Source organism: Enterobacter ludwigii, from assembly GCA_023023105.1.
GTDB classification, from domain to species: domain Bacteria; phylum Pseudomonadota; class Gammaproteobacteria; order Enterobacterales; family Enterobacteriaceae; genus Enterobacter; species Enterobacter adelaidei.
The window spans coordinates 3,254,866-3,275,760 of sequence record CP083824.1; the positions used below are offsets into that span (position 1 = coordinate 3,254,866).

Annotated in this window: 20 protein-coding genes and 2 pseudogenes; 16 read left to right on the forward strand and 6 right to left on the reverse strand. The window is 50.7% G+C overall.

Annotated features, from left to right (window positions below):
• The first annotated feature begins 147 nt into the window (after positions 1-147).
• On the forward strand, positions 148-1,347 hold the full coding sequence (locus tag LCD46_15745; protein ID UOY69524.1) for a tyrosine-type recombinase/integrase: 1,200 nt from the start codon (positions 148-150) through the stop codon (positions 1,345-1,347).
• A 143-nt stretch (positions 1,348-1,490) separates the two neighbouring features.
• Positions 1,491-1,712: pseudogene (locus tag LCD46_15750) on the forward strand (transposase).
• A gap of 559 nt (positions 1,713-2,271) precedes the next feature.
• On the opposite strand, the gene LCD46_15755 reads toward LCD46_15750, so the two are convergent.
• The 6 genes from LCD46_15755 to LCD46_15780 form a co-directional block, all read right to left on the reverse strand.
• Positions 2,272-2,847, reverse strand: a complete 576-nt coding sequence (locus LCD46_15755) for a TerD family protein (protein UOY69525.1) — start codon at positions 2,845-2,847, stop codon at positions 2,272-2,274.
• A 68-nt stretch (positions 2,848-2,915) separates the two neighbouring features.
• A complete protein-coding gene (gene terD / locus LCD46_15760; GenBank protein ID UOY69526.1) occupies positions 2,916-3,494 on the reverse strand; it encodes a tellurium resistance membrane protein TerD in 579 nt (192 codons plus the stop codon).
• 48 nt (positions 3,495-3,542) lie between these two features.
• Positions 3,543-4,583 (reverse strand): tellurium resistance membrane protein TerC, encoded by a 1,041-nt coding sequence (gene terC, locus LCD46_15765; protein ID UOY69527.1) that lies wholly within the window; start codon positions 4,581-4,583, stop codon positions 3,543-3,545.
• Positions 4,584-4,605: 22 nt separating this feature from the next.
• On the reverse strand, positions 4,606-5,061 hold the full coding sequence (locus LCD46_15770; protein ID UOY69528.1) for a tellurite resistance TerB family protein: 456 nt from the start codon (positions 5,059-5,061) through the stop codon (positions 4,606-4,608).
• A 22-nt stretch (positions 5,062-5,083) separates the two neighbouring features.
• Positions 5,084-6,241 carry a TerD family protein gene (locus tag LCD46_15775; protein ID UOY69529.1) on the reverse strand — a complete coding sequence of 386 codons (1,158 nt, stop codon included), beginning with the start codon at positions 6,239-6,241 and terminating at the stop codon, positions 5,084-5,086.
• A complete protein-coding gene (locus tag LCD46_15780) occupies positions 6,241-6,822 on the reverse strand; it encodes a tellurium resistance-associated protein TerZ (GenBank protein UOY69530.1) in 582 nt (193 codons plus the stop codon). Before LCD46_15780 ends, LCD46_15775 begins: the two co-directional genes overlap by 1 nt.
• A gap of 321 nt (positions 6,823-7,143) precedes the next feature.
• Here LCD46_15780 and LCD46_15785 point away from each other — a divergent pair, with 321 nt between their 5' ends.
• The 14 genes and pseudogenes from LCD46_15785 to LCD46_15850 all read left to right on the forward strand — a co-directional run bounded on the left by LCD46_15785 (position 7,144) and on the right by LCD46_15850 (position 20,886).
• The gene (locus tag LCD46_15785) at positions 7,144-8,202 is read left to right on the forward strand and encodes an ATP-grasp domain-containing protein (GenBank protein UOY69531.1); all 1,059 of its coding nucleotides are present in this window, start codon (positions 7,144-7,146) and stop codon (positions 8,200-8,202) included.
• 9 nt (positions 8,203-8,211) lie between these two features.
• Entirely contained in the window at positions 8,212-9,354 is a 1,143-nt protein-coding gene (locus LCD46_15790) for a phosphoribosyltransferase family protein (GenBank protein UOY69532.1), read from the forward strand.
• Positions 9,347-10,135, forward strand: a complete 789-nt coding sequence (locus LCD46_15795; GenBank protein UOY69533.1) for a hypothetical protein — start codon at positions 9,347-9,349, stop codon at positions 10,133-10,135. Before LCD46_15790 ends, LCD46_15795 begins: the two co-directional genes overlap by 8 nt.
• The gene (locus LCD46_15800) at positions 10,122-11,201 is read left to right on the forward strand and encodes a cysteine protease StiP family protein (protein UOY69534.1); all 1,080 of its coding nucleotides are present in this window, start codon (positions 10,122-10,124) and stop codon (positions 11,199-11,201) included. The genes LCD46_15795 and LCD46_15800 overlap by 14 nt, the downstream gene beginning before the upstream one ends.
• Positions 11,201-12,157 (forward strand): HpcH/HpaI aldolase/citrate lyase family protein, encoded by a 957-nt coding sequence (locus LCD46_15805; protein UOY69535.1) that lies wholly within the window; start codon positions 11,201-11,203, stop codon positions 12,155-12,157. The genes LCD46_15800 and LCD46_15805 overlap by 1 nt, the downstream gene beginning before the upstream one ends.
• A gap of 10 nt (positions 12,158-12,167) precedes the next feature.
• Positions 12,168-13,376 carry a DUF4236 domain-containing protein gene (locus LCD46_15810; GenBank protein UOY69536.1) on the forward strand — a complete coding sequence of 403 codons (1,209 nt, stop codon included), beginning with the start codon at positions 12,168-12,170 and terminating at the stop codon, positions 13,374-13,376.
• Between the two features lie 17 nt (positions 13,377-13,393).
• The gene (terW, locus tag LCD46_15815) at positions 13,394-13,861 is read left to right on the forward strand and encodes a tellurium resistance protein TerW (GenBank protein ID UOY69537.1); all 468 of its coding nucleotides are present in this window, start codon (positions 13,394-13,396) and stop codon (positions 13,859-13,861) included.
• Positions 13,862-14,325: 464 nt separating this feature from the next.
• Positions 14,326-14,964 carry a VWA domain-containing protein gene (locus tag LCD46_15820; protein UOY69538.1) on the forward strand — a complete coding sequence of 213 codons (639 nt, stop codon included), beginning with the start codon at positions 14,326-14,328 and terminating at the stop codon, positions 14,962-14,964.
• Between the two features lie 22 nt (positions 14,965-14,986).
• Positions 14,987-15,628 (forward strand): TerD family protein, encoded by a 642-nt coding sequence (locus LCD46_15825; GenBank protein ID UOY69539.1) that lies wholly within the window; start codon positions 14,987-14,989, stop codon positions 15,626-15,628.
• Positions 15,628-16,266, forward strand: a complete 639-nt coding sequence (locus LCD46_15830; GenBank protein UOY69540.1) for a VWA domain-containing protein — start codon at positions 15,628-15,630, stop codon at positions 16,264-16,266. The genes LCD46_15825 and LCD46_15830 overlap by 1 nt, the downstream gene beginning before the upstream one ends.
• A gap of 85 nt (positions 16,267-16,351) precedes the next feature.
• Positions 16,352-17,392, forward strand: coding sequence for a VWA domain-containing protein (locus tag LCD46_15835; protein UOY69541.1), 1,041 nt, complete (start codon positions 16,352-16,354; stop codon positions 17,390-17,392).
• Positions 17,392-19,029 carry a protein phosphatase 2C domain-containing protein gene (locus tag LCD46_15840; GenBank protein ID UOY69542.1) on the forward strand — a complete coding sequence of 546 codons (1,638 nt, stop codon included), beginning with the start codon at positions 17,392-17,394 and terminating at the stop codon, positions 19,027-19,029. Before LCD46_15835 ends, LCD46_15840 begins: the two co-directional genes overlap by 1 nt.
• A 25-nt stretch (positions 19,030-19,054) precedes the next feature.
• Positions 19,055-20,554, forward strand: a complete 1,500-nt coding sequence (locus LCD46_15845) for a kinase (protein ID UOY72980.1) — start codon at positions 19,055-19,057, stop codon at positions 20,552-20,554.
• 74 nt (positions 20,555-20,628) lie between these two features.
• Positions 20,629-20,886: pseudogene (locus tag LCD46_15850) on the forward strand (transposase).
• The last annotated feature ends 9 nt before the right edge of the window (positions 20,887-20,895 follow it).

Sequence of the window (20,895 nt, forward strand, 5' to 3'; positions counted from 1 at the left end):
TCAATAAAAACCTTTTATAATCAGCCATAACCCCTCTTCTCAGGCTATGCGACGTCAACTGAAGTCTACCCATATCTACGTGAATCAATAAACGTTTGGGGGCCTAAGTGGGGGCTTATCCTGTTCAACGGAAAATGAGGCCCCCAAATGCCACTGAATGCTCGTCAGGTCGAGACTGCAAAGCCCAGAGATAAAGCCTATAAACTCGCTGATGGCGGAGGGCTCTATCTCATGGTCAATACTAACGGTTCAAAGTACTGGCGAATGAAGTATCGATTTGCCGGTAAAGAGAAAAAACTCTCGTTCGGAACCTATCCTGACATCTCACTTGCGGAAGCCCGCACTAAGCGCGATGAAGCGAGAAAAACATTGGCAAATGATAAAGATCCCGGTGAAGTTAAAAAAGCCGAACTACTTGCCCAAAAACTATCGGTTACGAATACTTTTGAAGCGATAGCGGTTGAGTGGTACAACGCAAAAGTTTCTGGCTGGTCAAAAAACTACGCTGACTATGTTAACCGGGCCTTCAAAAACAATGTATTTCCCTTTGTTGGATCGCAGCCGGTTAATGAGATAAAGCCACTGGAGCTTCTGTCTGTATTGCAGCGTATGGAAAAGCGAGGTGCGCCGGAGCTTGCCAGTAAAGTGCGCCAACGTTGTAGCGAAGTGTTCCGTTACGCTATTGTTACTGGCCGAGCCGAGTACAACCCTGCGGCTGATCTTGGTAGTGCTTTACAGGGGTACGAGAAACAACATTATCCCTTTCTTACTGCTGCTGAGCTACCCGAGTTTTTACAAAAGCTTTCACAATACACCGGCAGTCTAGTAACGCTTCTGGCGACCCGACTACTCATGCTTACGGGCTTACGAACCGTCGAATTACGTATGGCAGAATGGAGTGAAATCGACTTCGAAAACCATATCTGGGAAATACCGAAAAGTAGAATGAAGATGAGGCGACCCCACATAGTGCCCCTTTCTGCTCAATCCTTAGCAGCACTTCGGCAACTAAAGCAATTGACCGGTACTTACCAGTTTATCTTTGCAGGTCGAAACGATGTTAATAAACCAATGAGCGAAGCCAGCATCAATATGGTTATTAAAAGGATTGGTTACGATAAGAGAGCAACCGGACATGGTTTTCGTCACACCATGAGCACAATCTTGCATGAGGAAGGATTCAACACTGCTTGGATTGAGACCCAGCTCGCGCATGTGGACAAGAACGCGATTCGCGGGACCTATAACCATGCGCAGTATCTTGAAGGGAGGAAAGAGATGATGCAGTGGTATGGGGACTATTTGGATGGATTGCGATTGGATGGAAACGTTGCCAGAGTTAGTTAATGAAGAGCCGATTCGAGTTCGGCCTTCGCACCAACAGTATGTAAATAGACCTCAACTGAGGTCTTTTTTTATGCCTAAAATGAATCGCCACGGGTTTAACAGACACCTCAGAGTCATTTAAGATGGCTTAAAGAGAGGTGCCCATGAGCGGTAAGCGTTATCCCGAAGAGTTTAAAACTGAAGCAGTCAAACAGGTTGTTGATCGCGGTTATTCTGTTTCCAGAGTTGCAACACGTCTCGATATCACCACCCACAGCCTTTATGCATGGATAAAGAAGTACGGTCCGGATTCTTCCACTAATAAAGAACAGTCAGATGCTCAGGCCGAGATCCACCGTCTCCAGAAAGAGCTGAAACGGGTTACCGGTAATGCTGTCAACCTGTTGATGACTATTTTAATCTGTAGTCATTCAATCCTTGTAACATCAGGATGATCCTGGTGTCAGTGAAAATACGAAATCAACACGTTGGTATCATTACCCGGATTGTAGATTCATATTAACTCTCCTGATTTTTGATTATTTTTAAAGCGCAGCGTTTATATATGTTCCCCAGGCTTAGTTCAGGACGCTGGATATTCGGTGAGGCGTAAATATGGTGTGACACCATATTTCATCACGCTGAAGTTTCTATACCTGTTGAATTTGAATTTTCATTGCCCGGGTATCTTATGTTCCAGATCCCGTTCCTTCATAAATCGCAAAAGTAACATATATCCGAGGGGCATGCTGTTGATATAAGGCACGGAATACTGGCTTAACCAGCAACCATAGATAAACCCGGATCCTGCAAAAAGGTTCACGCCAGAATTAACATTACTCTGCTTTCTGAAAACGCCCGGCCCCCTTTCTCAGATTCAACAGCTGATAGCGGATCGTTACCCAAAAAAAACCCCGGCATTGCCGGGGTCAGACTCAGCGTCTTTTAGACATTGACGCCGTGCTGGGAAGCAAGCGCTGACAGGCCACCGGCAAAACCCTGGCCGACAGCTTTAAACTTCCACTCAGCGCCATGGCGATACAGTTCACCGAAGACCATTGCGGTTTCAGTTGAGGCGTCTTCAGACAGATCGAAACGGGCAATTTCCGTGCCGTTGTCGTTGTTGTAAACGCGCATGAAGCTGTTGCTCACCATGCCGAAGTTTTGTTTACGAGCTTCTGCATCATAGATGGTAACGGCAAACACCAGTTTTTTGATGTCTGCTGAGACTTTGGTCAGATCAATTTTGACCTGCTCATCGTCGCCGTCGCCTTCACCAGTACGGTTGTCGCCCTGGTGCTCTACTGCGCCATCAGGGCTGGTTTTATTATTGAAGAAAATGAAATGGGCATCTGACAGCACTTTACCGTCTTCACCTACTGCGAATACGGAAGCGTCAAGGTCAAAACCCTGACCATCGGTTACACGGGCATCCCAGCCCAGACCAACCATAGCGACATTCATGGTTGGTGCTTCTTTGGTCAGAGATACGTTGCCGCCTTTTACGAGAGAAACTGCCATTTTTAGCTCCTGCAAACAGTTGAATGAGGCTGAATTAACAGCCCCGGATATGAAAAGTTACTTTTCGATCAGGACGCGTTAATGCCGTACTGAGCACATACAGATGCCAGACCACCAGCATAACCCTGGCCTACTGCGCGGAATTTCCACTCACCATTGTGGCGATACAGCTCGCCAAACAGCATGGCGGTTTCAGTGGACGCATCTTCGGTCAGATCGTAGCGAGCGACTTCAGTCTGGTTATCGTCATTAACCAGACGAATAAACGCACCGGATACCTGACCAAAGCTCTGGCGACGAGCCTGAGCATCGTGGATGGTCACAACGAAGATGATCTTGTCAACTTCAGACGGGACGGCGTCCAGTTTAATTTTCAGCGATTCATCATCACCATCGCCCTCACCGGTGCGGTTATCGCCGGTGTGTGTTACGGAACCGTCGGATGACGTCAGGTTGTTATAGAAGATGAAATCTGAATCGCCGCGCACTTTGCCGTTTGAGGCCAGCAGGAATGCTGAAGCATCCAGGTCAAAGTCCTGACCGTCTGTTGAACGCGCATCCCAGCCAAGGCCCACTAGGACGTTTTTCATTGACGGAGCTGCTTTACTTAGGGAGACGTTCCCGCCTTTGGAAAGAGAAACACTCATAAAATAACCTCTTCGATTAGTAATTGTTCAGGTTAACACTTAAGGGGATTAACTCCCCTTTTCCTCAGATTCAGGTTTGCCCGGGAACATGACGCTTGCGAGAATGCCCAGCGCCAGTACACCCAGTACAACATACAGGCTGGTTGTTGCCGCGATGCTGTAACCATGATGCCAGATGTGATCGGTCGCATTCAGGCCGAGTTTTGCCGCGATGAAGAACAGCAGCACGATAACGGCCTTCTCCAGATGAACCAGGTACTGTTTCAGTGCCTCAAGGACAAAGTACAGAGTACGCAGGCCCAGGATAGCAAACATCATGGCACTATAGACGATAAGCGGTTCACGACTGACGGCAATGATTGCCGGTACCGAGTCAAACGCGAACATTACGTCCGAGAGTTCAACCACAGCCACACACAGGAACAGCGGGGTCGCATACAGCGCCGCTTTTTTACCACGGCCAATGGTGACATCGCTGTTTTCTGGTTTCGCCAGTTCAGCATCCACTTCCTTCTGGTTAAGCAGGAAGGCATGCCCTCTGAGCTTCGGCCAGATAGGGAAGAAGCGTTTAACCATGCGGTAAGCCAGATGCTGGGAGTAATCCTCAATTTCATCATCGTCATCACCGCTTTTAAGCATCATGACCGCTGTCCAGGCAACGATAATAGCGAAGACAACTTCAACATACGGCCCCAGACTCAGCAGGCTCGTACCGATGGCGACAAAGATGCCCCTGAAGACAATGGCACCAATGATCCCCCAGTAGAGAACACGGTGGCGATAACGATCCGGAACGGCGAACCAGGAGAAGATGGCCATCATGACGAACAGGTTATCGACCGACAGCACTTTCTCCAGCGCATAACCCGTGACAAACAGACTGGCAACCTCAGCACCGTGGTGGATATAGAGGAAACCGGCAAATGCCATCGCAACCACAACCCAGAATACGGACCAGAGCGCCGCACTCTTCAGCGAAATAGGCTTGTCATCACGGTGCATAAACAGGTCAATAAAGATGGCACCGACTGAAAGCGCAATAAAAACAATGACCGTTTCAGTCGGGAAGCCGATGTGTGTGGAAACCATATTTTACCCTTAGGGATGTGGATCAGAGGCCAAATTCAGCCGGGTCGAAGCCCAACGCGATAGCGATCTCGCGGGAGGCCAGTTTCTCGTCCTGATCGAAGTTACCGTCACTTTTCGCAACGGCAATACCAACACGTAAGGCCAGCTGAGCGGCCTCAGGCTGATCTTTCAGCGCCAGGATGTATTTCATGGTTTCGCCCTTGCCGATTTCAACATCGAAATCGAAGCTTGAAACCAGTTTATTGAAGAACTCAATCACCTCATTGGTATCGAAGACCTTCAGCTCTTCTGAAGAGCGCAGAAAGCCCATCATTTTCTGCTTTTCTTCCGAACTTACGCCGTCACTCGATACGGCAATACGGGCACATACAGCAACGGTGCCCTGCATGAATTTTTTGTTTTTGAAACGGCCAACCTGGCGGGTCAGTTCGTCACGGCCTGAGTTAATGGCACCTTTAACTTTGTCGAAAAAGCTCATACCTGTTTCCTTTGTTGCTGTGTTATTTAGAACCGGCGCTCCAGCGAAATCCCCAGCCAAATGCCCGGTCCATTTCGTCCTGGCCTTTGAAGTACTGGTTAATTCGCTCGACTTTAATTGCGCCGTTTTCGTTTACGAGTCTGGCAATGGCGCACAATGTGCGACGGTTTTCACCTTCGGTCAGGCGGGTCTCAATGGGCGGTTGATCCGGCACATGAATGGTGACCACACCATCAGTCTTGTCCCAGCTGGGAACACCTTCATAAATAAAGGCGTAAATCAGCACTTCGCGGATATGCTTCCATTCACGTCCATTGATATGCAGCCACTCGCCGTCTGATACATCACCCGTCCGGTCATCGCCCTTGAGCTGAACATACGGTTCATCGCGATAATCACCGAATGCATTACCGAGCGCCTGAATGACCGATTTATACCCGTCCTGAAGCTCAACAAAGGCCCCCAGATCCAGGTCGATTCCTTTGGAGCCGAACATGCCTGCAAAGCCTGATTTGCCGCTGCCCCGGTGCCAGTTCAGGTTGATCCGGATTTCACCGAAGTTATCCCGTTTGGTCAGGCTGATTGCAGGCTTCTCTTTTGTCAGCGATACCTTGCTCAGGCTGATTTTTGTCTCAACTGGCGGAGGGGTTACAACCGGAGGAGTCGGGGCTGCGGGAGCCGGTTCGTCGGCAATATTTACGCCGAAATGCTCTGCCAGCGGTTTAAGTCCACCGTTGAACCCCTGCGCAACAAAGCGGAATTTCCAGTCATTATTACGACGGTAAAATTCACCCAGAATTAAGGCTGCTTCCTGACGGCCGCTCAATTCGACACTGCCGCTAACCAGGCCGGTAGCCCCTTGCTCCACGTCGATGGAAAGATTACGAAGACCGGACACCGTCTGCCCACCGTCACAGGTCACGGTGAACGCAATTTTTTGGACATCAGGTTTCAGCCGGTTGAGCGCGACAGTAAAGGTTGAGTACTGGCCTTCACTGACCAGGCTGACGGTACCATCATCGTTACGTGGCTGACCATAGAACACCATGTCCGCATCACCCTGCACCTTCCCGTCGGCATACAGGCGAAACGCCGAAGCATCCACCTGGCCGCCCGAGGTGATCCGGACCCGCAACTCCTGGGCTGGAACGGGGGCATTGCCCCCCGGCGTCAGGTTCATTAGCGGATAACCGCTGAAACGATATCGGAGTGCATATCGTCAATTGTGCGGCCGCGACAGGCATGGCCAAGGGCGGTAAAGTCCCAGTTGCCGTTATTACGGCGCAGCGAAGAAATAACGATCCCGGTATGTGAGCCCTGCTCAGTCAGCTTGTAGCGAGCCAGCTCTTTGCCGGTTTGATCGACAACGCGGCAGAACGCGTTTTCGACGTCATTGAACGACTGACCACGGAAGCTGTTTACCGTAAACGCCAGGTATTCAACGTTTGCAGGCAGTCGGGAGAGGTTGACATTAATCACCTCATCGTCACCGTCACCTTCACCGGTCAGGTTATCGCCACTGTGCACAACAGCGCCGCAGGTGGATTCCAGTTTGCGGAACCAGATGGTGTCAATTGTTTTACCGGTGCTGTCCATTAATACGCAGCCAGCATCGAGATCGATTGAGTCGTTGCCTCCAAACAATCCTCCAAGAAGACCTTTTTTCTTAACCGGATCCCAACCGAGACCGAAATGAAGCTGGCTTAATGCAGATGATTCTTTGCTGAGTGATACCGTCTGGTTCTTAACTAATGAAACCATGTTTTATTCCTTAAAATGGTAATGACCGAGACAATCAAAGGGTTGTTTATTAACTGACGAAGAAAATCATATCATGATGAAGTTCTCTGACAAGGGAAATTTTGGTGGTTTTCTGTAAAAACACAAAAAGAAAATCTTTTCAGGGTGTTAATTTTCTATGTTTAATTTAAATATCAATACTTTATCGGGAATCCAAAAATTAACGACTCACTCCATAACCACAGAAGTTATTAATCATATTATGATTGACATGTAGCTTAGGCACTCATAGACTCACTTCTCAATCATAAATTTGCATGGCGTTCCGGATAATTAAAAAAAATGAACAAGAAAATTTGGTTTATGGAAGGTTTATCCTCCCAGCGAGATATTATTCAGGGGGTAAAATCATTTGCACAAAAAAATAATTTTGCCATTACCGTTTTTGCCTCCCACCGTAACGAAAGAAATGAAATCCTTTCCGTTGCCGACTATTCTTTGACTGAACCTGAAGATCCTCAAAAACGTCTTCAGTTTATCCAGGAAACCATTCAGTCCTACGGCATCCACCATATTCATACTGGCCGTAACAGCCAGTGGTTTGAAGAACACCGTTCAGCCATTGAATCGACCGGTGCCACCCTTACTACCGGTGCAACGGGCGTCGACTGGTTAACTCTGGCTGACGAAAAAGTTACTTTTGCTCAGTTTATGGAGCAAAAGGGTCTCCCGGTCGTACCATCCTGGCGGGTGAATACGCTGGCAGAATTAAAAACACACCTCGCGGCCCCGCCGTTCACTGACAGCCCGGTATGCGTGAAGCCGGTGACGGGTATCTATGGCATGGGATTCTGGCGCTTTGATGACAGTGCTTCGCCTATGGCCGTCTTTAATCATCCCGAACATCGTCTGGTCAGTCCGCAACAGTATATTGCAGCAGCATCAGCTGCTGAGTCGTTTAAACCCCTTGTTTTGATGCCGTACCTGCCAGGCCCGGAATTTTCCGTCGATATCCTCGCGGATAAGGGCGAAATACTCGCAGCCGTGGGACGCCGTAAGGAAGGGGTTATCCAGTATCTGGTAAACGAAGGAAGCGCCTGGGAACTGGCGTGTGACTGCGCCAGGGTTATGAAGGCCGACGGGCTGGTGAATGTTCAGACGCGAAACGATGTGAATGGCAACCCGGTGCTGCTTGAAACCAACATGCGTCCGTCAGGGGGGGTGGGTTATACCCTTCACAGCGGGGTGAACCTTCCTGGGTTATTTGCTGCCTTTAAGCTCGGTCTGATGTCTGAAGATATGGTGCGCCAGAGCGCTAAAAACACCTTTTCTCCGGTTGCGGTGAGATCCATTACGGATGTAATTGTATACCCGGAATCACTCTCTAACCTTCTGAATTAAGGCGTATTTATGTCTGATATCCTCGAAGATATGATTTATCGCCGTACCCTCTCATGCGGTACGATTCAGGTAACCCGCGACCAGGGTGAAGTTTCGCTCGATGACCTGTTTGACATCGCTGAAAGACGTAACCCGAAACGCGCCTTTCTGTTTGTCAGCAAAGTACTCGGCAGGCACATTCCCGTGCCACCCTCAGTCATGCGGCAGGCCTACAGACAGCTTGCCAGCCAGTTCCCCTCGACACTGACAGGACCCGTACTGTTTATCGGTATGGCTGAAACCGCCGTTGGGCTTGGGGCCGGTGTATTTGATGAAGTGCGCCACCAGCATCCTGAATCTGTCTATCTGACCTCTACCCGTCACCCGGTTGATGGCACGTTGCTTTGCGAGTTCAAGGAAGAACACAGCCACGCCACCGATCATCTGATCTATCTGCCAGATGATGAAGAGAAAAGACGTCGTGTTACCAACGCACGAACGCTGGTTTTGATTGATGACGAGGCAACCACCGGTAATACCTTTATTAACCTGCTTTCTGCCCTGCGTAATACCGGCAAGCTTCAACATATTGAACAGGTTATAGCCGTTACGCTTACCGACTGGAGTGGCAAAGCCTTGTCCGAGCGCAGCACCTTACCAGTCACTTCGGTTTCTCTTGTAAGCGGTAAGTGGGGATGGACCCCATTACCTGATGCACCTGTCCCGGACATGCCGAAAGTCAACGTAACTTCACGAGGAGAATGGGACATCCAGGGAAAACAGTCCTGGGGCCGACTGGGGATGCTCGCACCTGCGGCCGATCTCGGCCATGAGGTCTCCGTCCACAAGGGGGAACGTATTCTGGTTCTCGGGACCGGGGAATTCGTCTGGGAGCCGTTCCTGCTTGCTGAACGGCTCGAAGCTGCCGGAGCACAGGCATTTTATGGATCGACCACCCGCTCCCCTATCGCCGTTGGTTATGCCATTGAGTCCGCCATTTCCTTTACGGATAACTACGGGCTGGGCATCCCCAATTTTGTCTATAACGTCGCCCACCAGCAGTTTGACCGCATTCTTGTGTGTACTGAGACACCCGCAGAAAGTATTGACACGCAGCTTCTTAAAGCGCTGGCTGAGGTTGCGGCCGTCGTGGAGATTGTTACCTATGAATAAACCCGTTGTTCTGAGCGACCTTGACGACACGCTCTTTCAGACCCGTCGTAAAATGGTGGACGAGCTGGCCCTGGAGCCATTCCGTACCGGTGCCGTTGATCGCACCCTGAATCCACGAAGCTTTATGACGGAAGAACAGTCCATGTTAGTGGACTGGCTTCTGGAGCAGGCTGAACTCATTCCCGTTACCGCACGGGGAACTGAAGAAATCAGCCGCGTACGGATCCCTTTCCACTCCTGGGCAATCACCACGCACGGGGCCGTCATTCTCACGCCTGAAGGCAACCCCGACGAGGAGTGGAAGGCCCATATGCTCGGCCAGCTGGCTCCCTATCAGGAAAAGCTGACATCGATGCAGCGTCTGATCACTGAAATGATGGACGCAAAAGGGATTAATGCCTGGGCAAGACTGAACTTCGAATACGGTGAAACGGCGGTTTATATGGTGATGAAACACCGCGACAGCACCCGCCTTGACGAGCTCAATGCCATTGCAGATGAGATAGAAACGGTGTTTCCGACCGAGGGCTTCTATATCCACCGCAACAGTAATAACGTGGCCTGGCTTCCCACCCCGGTTGAGAAAGGGCTGGCCGTCAGCTGGCTGCTTGAAAAACTTCGGGCTGAACGCGGCGTTTTCCCCGTAATTGGTCTGGGCGACAGCCTGAGCGATCATCGTTTTATGAAACTGTGCAGCTGGTTTGGCATCCCGCGTCAGAGTCAGTTTGCAGATGCCATTTCACAGCGAATTTTTGGAGAAAATGAAAATGCAGCCACATGAAACATTTACCGGCTCATACCAGCCCGGTGACGTGGAATTTCTTCTAAAGCCGGTTGTCATTGAGATGACGCCGGTTGATCAAAAAGAAGAGCTGATTCAGTCCGGGAAGAAACATTATTCAGACATGCTCAGCCAGGAGCCAGCGCCAACACAATGGCATCTTGATTTGTTTCACCGGGCGCTGGATCGGGGCGCAGAGAGGCTTGCAAAAGAAGTCACACAGCTCGCTATTGCTCTGGCCGAACGCTTCGGTGATGAGCCCATTGTACTGGCCAGTCTTGTCAGGGCTGGCGTGCCGCTCGGCGTTATGCTGCACCAGGCCCTGCGTGACATGGGGAAAACCTCATGGCATTACGGTATCAGCATCATCCGGGATCGTGGAATTGACGGTGCAGCCCTCGACGTCATTGAAGAGCGGCATGGTACCAGCGGTATTGTCTTTGTTGACGGATGGACAGGTAAAGGCGCAATTACCGGAGAGCTTGTACGCGCACTGAAAGATCGCCCGGGCTATCCTGAGCAGCCGCGACTGGTTGTCCTGGCCGATCCCTGTGGCTGCTCCTGGCTTGCAGCCAGTGATGATGACTGGCTCATTCCTTTTGGCATCATGGGTGCGCCGGTGTCAGGCCTTATCTCCCGGTCAGTATGGTCCTCTGAAGGATTACATGGGTGCATGGTTTGCGAGCATCTCAGTGAATTCGAATGCAGCCGGATGCTTGTCGATACCGTCGCTCATTTCCGTAAGAAGTTAACACCGACATCCCTCGCTCCCCTGAGCTGGAATACGGAGTCAGCCCGGACCTTGTGGCAGACAAGTCGCGACGTTATCGCGTTCCTGGCCGATGAATTTAAAGTGGACAGCGTCAATCGTATTAAACCCGGTATTGCTGAAGCAACCCGGGCTGTATTACGTCGGGTACCGGACCATGTATTTGTGCGTTCTATTGACGACCCGGACGTTGCCTTGCTTGTAGGGCTTGCTCGTGAAAAGGGAATAGTTGTTACAGAAATGGGGGGAACCCTCGGCCAGTATCGGGCTGTAACCATTATCAAGAAGGTACTCTGATGAAAAATCGTCTTTCTCCCTGGAATCTGGGAGCCACGCTATACATGCCTGCAACACGGGAAGATATTGCTGATGCCGTCCTGCATGGGAAAATCCCGGGTTTGCGCTCTCTGGTAATTTGCCTGGAGGATGCTGTCAGTGAAGCAGACATCCCCGTCGCCCTCAAAAATCTGGAGCACCTGCTGCACGAGCTCAGTAACAGCATGCGTAGCCTGGGTAAAAATGACTGGCCTCTGGTGTTCATTCGCCCCCGGCATGCCGAAATGGGCAGATGGTTAAAAGCGCATTATGATCTTTCCGCTGTCGACGGGTTTGTGTTGCCGAAATTTACCCTCAGTTCGTTAGCTGAATGGTGGGATATCATGGGCGGGACTCACCTGTGCATGATGCCAACGCTGGAAACAGAAGACGTCTTTGACGTGGTTCAGATGCGCGAGCTGGCCACCCATCTGGTGGAACATCCCTGCCACGACCGCATTATTGCGCTTCGAATCGGCGGCAACGATCTTATGAACGTTGTGTCGCTTCGCCGTCCCCGGGACCTGACGCTGTATGACAGCCCGATGGGCTACGTCATCAAAATGCTCGTTTCGGTCTTCGGCCCGCGTGATTTTGCCCTGACCGCGCCCGTATGTGAGCATATTGACGATCATGCCGTTATGGCCAGAGAGCTGGCTCTTGATATGGCACATGGGCTTGTTGGGAAAACGGCCATTCACCCGGGTCAGATAGAGGTCATTCAAAACGCGCTGATGGTCACTCAGGGTGAGCATTCTGACGCTCTGCGGATCCTGAACTCTACCCAGGCCGTGTTTAAGTCGCAGGGAGCAATGTGTGAACCCGCCACACATCGCCGCTGGGCGGCTGGCATTCTGGACAGAGCTCGTTTTTATGGGTTACAGAACGAGCAAAGCGCTGATGGAATCAGATTACTTACCGTGACCCAGCATCATTAAGGAAATCATAATGGGGTTCAGGTTCAGAAAGTCGATCAACATTATTCCTGGTGTTCGCCTCAACCTGAGTAACGGTGCACCGAGCCTGAGTGTCGGGACGAGAGGTGCTTCCGTTTCTTTTGGAAGCCGGGGGACCTATGCCAATCTGGGCTTGCCCGGTACCGGGCTGAGTTACCGTACCCGGCTTGACCGGGCCGCGCGTTCCGGAGGTGGGAACCGGACGGCTACCGACCCGGGGCTCAGACAGGCGCTTGAGCAGGCAGCCGCTGATCTCATGTCAGCGGTGACCGCAATCCGTAATATTCACGAGCTGACGCCGGATCCCAAAACAGGCATCAGCTGGGCAGAGCTGGAAGCAGTATACCTGCATAACAGAACGTCGCCTTTTCAGCTTCCGGCACCGGTGCGTCCAGAAAAGCCAGACTACCTTGCATTGCCGGAAAAGCCTGCCGAGAGCGAAGGCATTAGTTTTCTGGGTAAATGGTTTGAATCGGAATCAGCTAAAGCTGAGCGCCACGCCGAAAACCTTCGCAGGTGGCAGCAGGAGCTGATTGATGTGGAGCGTGAGAATACCCTTCGACAGCACCGGTACCAGCAACAACGGACGGCCTGGGCCGAACAGTATGCAAACTGGAAGTTTGAGGCTGAAGAACATGAAAAACGGCTCGCCACGGCTCAGGCAGATGCCCGGCAGCAGTTCCGCACAGACGCCGCGTTTTTCGAATCATACCTGGCGGGTGTGCTGGCAGAAACTGAATGGCCGCGTGAAACGCTTGTTGCATTTGAAGTAAAGCCGGAGCTATCAGCAGTCCTGCTGGACGTTGATTTAGCTGAGATTGAAGATTTCCCTGATAAGATTTACGGCGTTAATGCCCGGGGCACGGAGCTGACGGAAAAAGCCATGACGCAAAAAGCCGTACGCGAAAACTATGCCCGCCACGTCCATGGCTGCTTGTTCCGCCTGGTCGGTATCGTTTTACATACGCTACCGTTCGACAACGTGATTGTGTCAGGCTTTACGCAACGGGTCAGTAAACGGACCGGCTATCTGGAGGATGAGTATATCCTGTCCTGCAAATGCACTCGTAGCCAGATGTCGTCAGTAAATTTTGCAGGCATAGAACACATTGATCCGGTTGAAGCGTTAGGCGATGACCCGGTTATTCGAAAGATGAGCAGTACCTTCATTTTTCAGCCTATTGAACCACTAACCCTTTAAGCAGGCTAAATCTTACGATGCAATTAAATACCAGACAGGCCCGGATTTTTAAGCTTGCCAACTTACTGGGCACCGGCAAGCCCGTTTCCGCTGCCGACATTATAACCAGTCTGGAATGCTCAGAGCCGACATTAACCCGGGCCCTCAAAGAGCTACGCGAGTCATATTCTGCGGAGATCAAATACAGCAAGGCAGGTCATTCCTACCATCTCGTTAATCCGGGCCAGCTGGATAAAAAGACCCTCCGCCGGATGAATGAAGCGCTCGCACAGAATGCTGAACTGAAAACCGGTGAGTCTACAGGGAAGGTCGTACTCGATAAGGATAAAAAAACAGCCGTGTCATTATCGCTACGCATGCGGATCTTAAGAAAAATTGACCGTCTGGCTGCGCTGAGTGGCTCGACCCGAAGTGAAGCCGTAGAGAAGCTGGCTCTGCACTCCGTTGATGAACTGATAAAGGAATACAGCGCTAAAAAGTCCTGACGCTAAATCTCAGACCGGGGTGAAAACTCCGGTTTTGTCATATTTCACCTCTGTATTGGCGTGACGTAGTTTTGGTCTATTCTCCTCCCGCAATGTCAGCAGCGCCTTACTGCCTACAAAAGCTGGTGTCTTGACATCCTCTTGTGCTACACATCAATCTTTGGGCGATTTACACTCCATTCATGCAGATCTGTGATGTATGATGATTTTCATACATAAGACAGTTTATTTTTGCCGGAGTTTTTTTCAGTAACCTTATATTCCAGTCCAGTCTGAGCTATTTTCTGTTGATAAGGGGCCATTCACATGTCGGTAATTCAATGGTGGTTAACTTATTTCTATAATGCCGCTTCTGAATATTTAATCTCCACCCGACAGATGTCGTGCCGTTTTATCAAATCAACAAACCCTGGCCTCTTCCTGAAACTACTCTCCTCTTCCGATCTCTTAAGAAGGAATTACATTTGAGACGCTTACCCGTATATCTGCTACTCGACACGTCCGGCTCTATGCACGGAGAGCCTATCGAAGCGGTTAAAAATGGCGTTCAGACGCTGCTTACCACGCTGAAACAGGATCCGTATGCACTCGAAACGGCTCACGTGTCAGTGATCACCTTTGATTCTATAGCCCGACAGGCAGTCCCCCTGACAGACCTCCTGAGTTTCCAGATGCCAGCACTAACAGCCAGCGGCACCACGTCTCTTGGCGAAGCGCTTTCCCTCACGGCCAGCTCCATTGCCAAAGAAGTACAGAAAACGACGGCTGACACTAAAGGTGACTGGCGTCCCCTTGTATTCCTGATGACGGATGGAAGTCCGAATGATGACTGGCGCAAAGGCCTGAATGACTTTAAAGCGGCCAGAACCGGCGTTGTTGTGGCATGTGCAGCCGGGCATGATGCCGATACCAGCGTCCTCAAAGAAATCACTGAAATCGTGGTTCAGCTCGATACAGCTGACAGTTCGACGATCAAAGCCTTCTTTAAATGGGTCAGTGCGAGCATTTCGGTAGGCAGTCAGAAAGTGGAGTCCAGCAAAAAAGAAGTGATCGGTCTTGAAGACCTGCCACCGCCGCCGCCAGAAGTAAATGTGGTCTTATAATTTTATTGATTAAGGGGATGTCATGTCTGTCAGTCTGAGCAAAGGCCAGGGCGTAAGCCTGAAAAAAAATGAATACGATCTCTCGTCCGTTACTATCGGCCTCGGTTGGGATATTAATGAGGAAAAAAAAGGTTTCCTCGGCGGGATCTTTGGTAAAAAAGAAGAAGAATACGACCTTGATGTGATCGCTTTCCTGTGTAATTCAGCCGGAAAGGTGACCGATCTCGGCAATGTGGAAAATGGTAAACCAACGCTTGTGAATGGCGATATCATCTTTTTCAACAGCCTTCGCCATAAGTCAGGCAATATCTGGCTGACGGGCGATAACCGAACCGGAGCCGGTGACGGTGACGATGAGCAAATTATTGTGCGCCTGAATTCCCTTGACGCTCAGTACGAGAAAATTGTGTTCATCGTTCAGATCTACAATGGTGAAAAGCTCCAGCAGCACTTTGGAAAAGTTCAGAATGCCTTCATCCGGGCAGTAGATGCCCGTAATATTGAAATGGCACGATTCGATCTTTCTGGCGGACCCGCCTTCGCCAGCCAGCGCTCCATGGTTTTTGCCGAGCTGATACGCGAGGCTACAGGCTGGAAACTCAGGGCAATTGGTGAGCCTTCAGAATCAGATTCGTTTGTCTCGCACCTGAGGAATTACATGTGATGCGCCGCCTGCCTGTTTACCTTGTTATCGACACATCCGGGTCGATGCGCGGTGAGTCCATCCATTCCGTTAACGTTGGAATTCAGGCGATGCTTAGCGCTCTTCGCCAGGATCCCTACGCCCTCGAAAGCGTTCATATCTCCATTATCACCTATGACAATGGGGCGCGTGAGTTCATTCCTCTCACGCCGCTGGAAGACTTCCAGTTTTCTGACATCGTTGTGCCAAGCGCAGGCGGGACGTTCACCGGTGCTGCCCTTGAATGTCTGATGCAGTGTGTTGAACGGGATGTACGTCGCTCAGATGGTGATACAAAAGGAGACTGGCGTCCTCTGGTATTCCTGATGACTGATGGAACCCCTTCTGATGCCCTGGCGTACGGTGAAGCGGTAAAAGCGATTCGCGGCCGGGGATTCGGATCCATCATTGCCTGCGCCGTTGGTCCTAAAGCAGGCCATGAGCACTTAAAACAGCTCACCGATAAGGTTGTGTCTCTGGAGACGCTAGATTCAACCGCGTTTGCAGGTTTCTTTAAATGGGTATCGGCCAGCGTGTCTTCCGGCAGCACAAGCGCGGGGATCAATAACGGAACTGATACCCTTCCCCCTCCTCCACCAGAAATCCAGCTGGTGCTCTGACAGACAGAAAGGTGCTGCTTTCCGGGCAGCACCTTTCTGTACAGCAACGTTTTCTGCTGGCCGTACCAGCCGTACGAGGAAAATTATGAGACGCCTTCCCGTGTTTTTTGTCCTGGACTGTTCAGAGTCCATGATTGGTGAAAACCTGAAAAAAATGACTGATGGTCTGCAAATGATCGTCGGAGATTTAAGAAAGGATCCACACGCACTTGAAACAGCCTGGGTTTCGGTAATCGCATTTGCCGGTGTAGCCCGTACGATTGTACCTCTTCACGAAATTGCCTCGTTCTACCCTCCCCGCCTTCCCGTTGGCGGCGGTACGAGCCTTGGGGCCGCATTGCGTGAGCTGACCGTACAAATTGATACCCAGGTCAGAAAAACCACTCATGAGGCTAAAGGCGACTGGAAACCCGTCGTGTATCTCCTTACCGACGGACGTCCGACTGACGACACAACCGCAGAAGTGAAGCGCTGGAAGGATCACTACGCGAGTAAAGTGAATCTCATTGCCGTTGGCCTGGGGCCGTCAGCGGACCTGAATACCCTGCGGCAACTGACAGAGAATGTCATGCTGTTCACCGAGTCTCAGGAAGGGGACTTTACCCGCTTCATCAAATGGATCACAGCCTCGGTTACGGCGCACAGCCGCAGCGTCGGAGACGACAAACAACCTGAGCTCAGCCAGACTGAATACATAGTCCGGCTGGCCAAGGACGAGCCAGTAAAAGCGTACGACGAAAACTGCGTTACGCTTACCGGCCGTTGCAGCAAGACCCGTCGTCCGTATCTGATGAAGTATGAACGGCCACCAGCAAGGATTTCCGGGCTCGATTTCAGCCTGAACCTGAACAGCTTTAATATTGCCGGATGCTATCCCATCGATGAGGACTATTTTGCATGGTCAGATGCCACCGCTACCGGTTTGCAGGTAAACACCAGCGAACTGCATGGCGTACCGGGTTGCCCTCACTGCGGTAATGCCAGTGCGTTTGCCCTGTGCTCATGCGGAAAATTGCTGTGCATTGACGGCCCGGATGACGTGATCTGCCCGTGGTGTGAAACAGGCCTGTCATTCAGCAATGATGGCGGAAACACTAACTTCGACGTAAACAGAGGGAGAGGTTGATGTCGCAAAATGCTTTACTTGAAGAGAAGATTATCCGCTTAGTGCTGTCTGAGCTGGGCCACCCTGTAGAAGGTGAGCGGCTTTTTCTTCTATCGCACGACCCTTCCCTTACTGAAGAGATTATGCGGCTTAAAGAGCGGATTGAGAGCCTTGCACAGGGTTTATCTGCGCGGGTTAGCGAAGGTTATAACGACGCAGAGATCGCCCCCTCGTCAGCATCCAGCCTTTCCGATCAGCAACAAACGGTCGTAAGTGATGCAGATAACCCGGGCATTGACGCTACCGATACACCATTACTGCAACCCCTGCCAGAAAATGAACCTCATCCTCCGTTCTGGAAGCTGATGCCTTATTACGAATTTGATAAACCAGCACAGAGGGAAGACGAAAACCTGTCTTCCCTGGTATTAAAACCCGGGCAGATACCGACAGGCCAGCAGCGGGCCGGATTAGCTGTGCCACCTGCCGTTCCCCCGAGAGCTAAAATAGTTATTCCCAACGCCCGCGCAGGCGAACGTTTCTCTTCGCCGGTTGCTATAGTTCTGGATGAGGGCCAGCAGGCTACTGTCAGGGACGTTGTCTTTCCCAGGAACATTGGCCTGACCTTTGACAAAGAGCATAAGTTGCTGACAGGTACACCCACCGAAAGCGGCGATATAGAGCTTTCAGTACTCTGGTCATGCGCTTCGCACGACGAATGCGAAACAAAACAGCTTTTTATAGTCAATCCCGATCCGAGAAGCCTGTGGAAGGTGGTAGAGCCACCAGCAGGCGCTTCCTACCCTAAGTCCCATCTGGACGCTGCTGGCCTGGTCAAGGGTGACATACGTATTGCTGCCGCCAGTCGCCGGGGACGATCTCATGAGCATGCCGGGAGCTTCAGAGATGACGACTTCTATATCAACCACTGCCAGGAAACAGGATGGTCTGTCATGCTGGTCGCAGACGGGGCCGGTAGTGCGGTAAATTCCCGGGAAGGCTCCCGGATTGCAGTCCAAACGGCTGGCGATTACCTTTTCAATCAGCTCAGTGGTTTGAAAGGCGTCCATCTAAAGCAGCACATCACGGCGTGGGAAGGGAGCGATCAGCAGGCAACCATAAACGCCATGCTTCATCATTTTAAACAGGCAGCTACGCTCGCGGTCAACAGTATCCAGAACGAAGCCATTTGTGCAGAACAACCTGTGAAATCCTATTCAACAACCCTACTGGCAACTGTAGCGCTACGAACTGATAATGAGCTGTTTGCGGCTGCATTCTGGCTTGGTGATGGTGCGATAGGTGCATACAGCCCTTCCGGTAAAGTCAGGATACTGGGAAATCCCGATAGCGGAGAATACGCAGGACAAACCCGCTTTCTTGACCAGAGCATTATCGCAGACCCCTCGTTTAGCGGCCGCATCAGCGTGGGTAAATGGAATGATGTATCTCACTTGATCCTCATGACAGATGGCGTATCAGACCCTCTGTTTGAGACAGATAACGGGCTTCGCAGTGACGAAAAATGGACCCGTCTCCTTGATGAGCTCATCCCTGTCCTTACAGACGCCAGTATTGCGCCTGAGAGGTTAGGCGACTGGCTTAACTTTTTCTCCACAGGGAACCACGATGACCGCACTATTGCGGTGTTGTGGTAAGGCATACGCTTCTTCGGTGATCAATATGGCAAATATTGTTACGTGCAAAACAAAGGACGGCGAAACAGTCCAGTATGTTGACGAGGTAATTGGTTCGGGCTCGATGAAGGATGTTTACTTCTCGCCTGATAAATCATACGTCGTCGCTTTTTATCATAAACCGCAGAACGAGCAGGCCCGGGATCGGATTGATATGATCACCGGACGCTACAGGCAAAACATTTTTGGCCAGTCCGGAGGTGAATACTGGAAGGACCTGTTTTGCTGGCCGACCCACGTTGTTGAGCATGGGGATAAAATCGGCATCGTGGTTCCAACCTACAAAAGCTACTTTTTCTTTAAATACGGCTCTAAAAACGATGATTTTCTTGGCATAAAAGGCCGTGAAAAGGAAGGCAAATGGTTTGCCAGCGCCAGCAACCAGAATAAATTTCTCGACCCACGTGAACGAGGCAATACGCTTACCTATCTCAAGGTCTGTCTGCTGCTAACAAGAGCCGTCAGAAGGATGCATGCGGCAGGTCTCTGTCACAGCGATCTAAGCTATAAAAACGTGCTTATCGATCCAGAAATGGGACATGCCTGCATCATTGACGTAGACGGCCTGGTTGTCCCTGGAAAGTATCCTCCCGACGTCGTGGGCACCCCGGATTTTATCGCTCCGGAAGTGGTGAAAACCAGCCATCTTTCCAAAGAGGATCCGAACCGCGTATTGCCAAGCATTTCTACTGACCGTCATGCGCTGTCGGTGCTTATCTACATGTATCTGTTCTTCCGTCATCCGCTACGTGGCGGAAAAATACATGACATGTCGGATGAAGTACGTGATGAGACCTTATCTATGGGTGAGAAGGCACTCTTCATTGAACATCCGACAGACAAAAGCAATGCAGTCAAAGTCAGTCAGCTATCCTCCTTTTCACTGCCCTGGGCTGACCCGGAGAAAATTCCTTACACCATCATGGGCCCTTATCTGACGCCTTTGTTTGAACGCGCCTTTATTGATGGCTTACACGATGCCACTAAACGCCCGACCGCCGATGAGTGGGAAAGTGCCCTGGTTAAAACAGTCGATCTGATACAGCCCTGCCAGAACAAGGCGTGTGAACAGAAATGGTACGTTTTCTCAGGTAAGACAAAGCCGGTTTGTCCCTACTGCGGTACGCCATACAAGGGTAAATTACCGGTTCTAAATTTATATTCATCCCGAAAGGAAGGCAGTTATCGTCCTGACGATCACCGGTTGATGGTGTGGAGCGGGCAGTCAATCTATGCGTGGCATGTGAATCGCCTCATTGCGCCAAATGAGCGCACAACCGATGCACAAAGGAAACGAGTTGGGTATTTTGTTTTCCATAACGATCAGTGGTGGTTAGTAAATGAAGGCATAAATGGGCTTATGTCATTACCGGATAAACGACAGATTGCCATTGGTGAAAAAATTGAACTGACGAATAACGCTCAGTTTGTTCTGTCAAAGGAGGAAGGCGGCAGGCTAGTCGTCGTTCAGTTAGTAGAAAACTAACGTGAAGTGGTTTACTGAATTTGGCCACCTGAACAGAGGTGATATGCTCACCTCAGAACAACACAGGTGTCATAATGAAAAAAAGAAATTTCAGCGCAGAGTTTAAACGCGAATCCGCTCAACTGGTCGTTGACCAGAACTACACCGTGGCAGATGCAGCCAGCGCTATGGATGTCGGCCTTTCCACAATGACGCGATGGGTGAAACAATTACGTGATGAACGGCAGGGCAAAACACCAAAAGCCTCCCCCATTACCCCGGAACAAATTGAAATCCGTGAGCTCAGGAAAAAGCTACAACGTATTGAAATGGAAAATGAAATATTAAAAAAGGCTACTGTA

Excerpts from the sequence above, each read along its gene's own strand:
- LCD46_15745 (UOY69524.1), top strand. The coding sequence starts at position 148 with ATGCCACTGAATGCTCGTCAGGTCGAGACTGCAAAGCCCAGAGATAAA.
- LCD46_15755 (UOY69525.1), bottom strand. The coding sequence starts at position 2,847 with ATGGCAGTTTCTCTCGTAAAAGGCGGCAACGTATCTCTGACCAAAGAA.
- terD (UOY69526.1), bottom strand. The coding sequence starts at position 3,494 with ATGAGTGTTTCTCTTTCCAAAGGCGGGAACGTCTCCCTAAGTAAAGCA.
- terC (UOY69527.1), bottom strand. The coding sequence starts at position 4,583 with ATGGTTTCCACACACATCGGCTTCCCGACTGAAACGGTCATTGTTTTT.
- LCD46_15770 (UOY69528.1), bottom strand. The coding sequence starts at position 5,061 with ATGAGCTTTTTCGACAAAGTTAAAGGTGCCATTAACTCAGGCCGTGAC.
- LCD46_15775 (UOY69529.1), bottom strand. The coding sequence starts at position 6,241 with ATGAACCTGACGCCGGGGGGCAATGCCCCCGTTCCAGCCCAGGAGTTG.
- LCD46_15780 (UOY69530.1), bottom strand. The coding sequence starts at position 6,822 with ATGGTTTCATTAGTTAAGAACCAGACGGTATCACTCAGCAAAGAATCA.
- LCD46_15785 (UOY69531.1), top strand. The coding sequence starts at position 7,144 with ATGAACAAGAAAATTTGGTTTATGGAAGGTTTATCCTCCCAGCGAGAT.
- LCD46_15790 (UOY69532.1), top strand. The coding sequence starts at position 8,212 with ATGTCTGATATCCTCGAAGATATGATTTATCGCCGTACCCTCTCATGC.
- LCD46_15795 (UOY69533.1), top strand. The coding sequence starts at position 9,347 with ATGAATAAACCCGTTGTTCTGAGCGACCTTGACGACACGCTCTTTCAG.
- LCD46_15800 (UOY69534.1), top strand. The coding sequence starts at position 10,122 with ATGCAGCCACATGAAACATTTACCGGCTCATACCAGCCCGGTGACGTG.
- LCD46_15805 (UOY69535.1), top strand. The coding sequence starts at position 11,201 with ATGAAAAATCGTCTTTCTCCCTGGAATCTGGGAGCCACGCTATACATG.
- LCD46_15810 (UOY69536.1), top strand. The coding sequence starts at position 12,168 with ATGGGGTTCAGGTTCAGAAAGTCGATCAACATTATTCCTGGTGTTCGC.
- terW (UOY69537.1), top strand. The coding sequence starts at position 13,394 with ATGCAATTAAATACCAGACAGGCCCGGATTTTTAAGCTTGCCAACTTA.
- LCD46_15825 (UOY69539.1), top strand. The coding sequence starts at position 14,987 with ATGTCTGTCAGTCTGAGCAAAGGCCAGGGCGTAAGCCTGAAAAAAAAT.
- LCD46_15830 (UOY69540.1), top strand. The coding sequence starts at position 15,628 with ATGCGCCGCCTGCCTGTTTACCTTGTTATCGACACATCCGGGTCGATG.
- LCD46_15835 (UOY69541.1), top strand. The coding sequence starts at position 16,352 with ATGAGACGCCTTCCCGTGTTTTTTGTCCTGGACTGTTCAGAGTCCATG.
- LCD46_15840 (UOY69542.1), top strand. The coding sequence starts at position 17,392 with ATGTCGCAAAATGCTTTACTTGAAGAGAAGATTATCCGCTTAGTGCTG.
- LCD46_15845 (UOY72980.1), top strand. The coding sequence starts at position 19,055 with ATGGCAAATATTGTTACGTGCAAAACAAAGGACGGCGAAACAGTCCAG.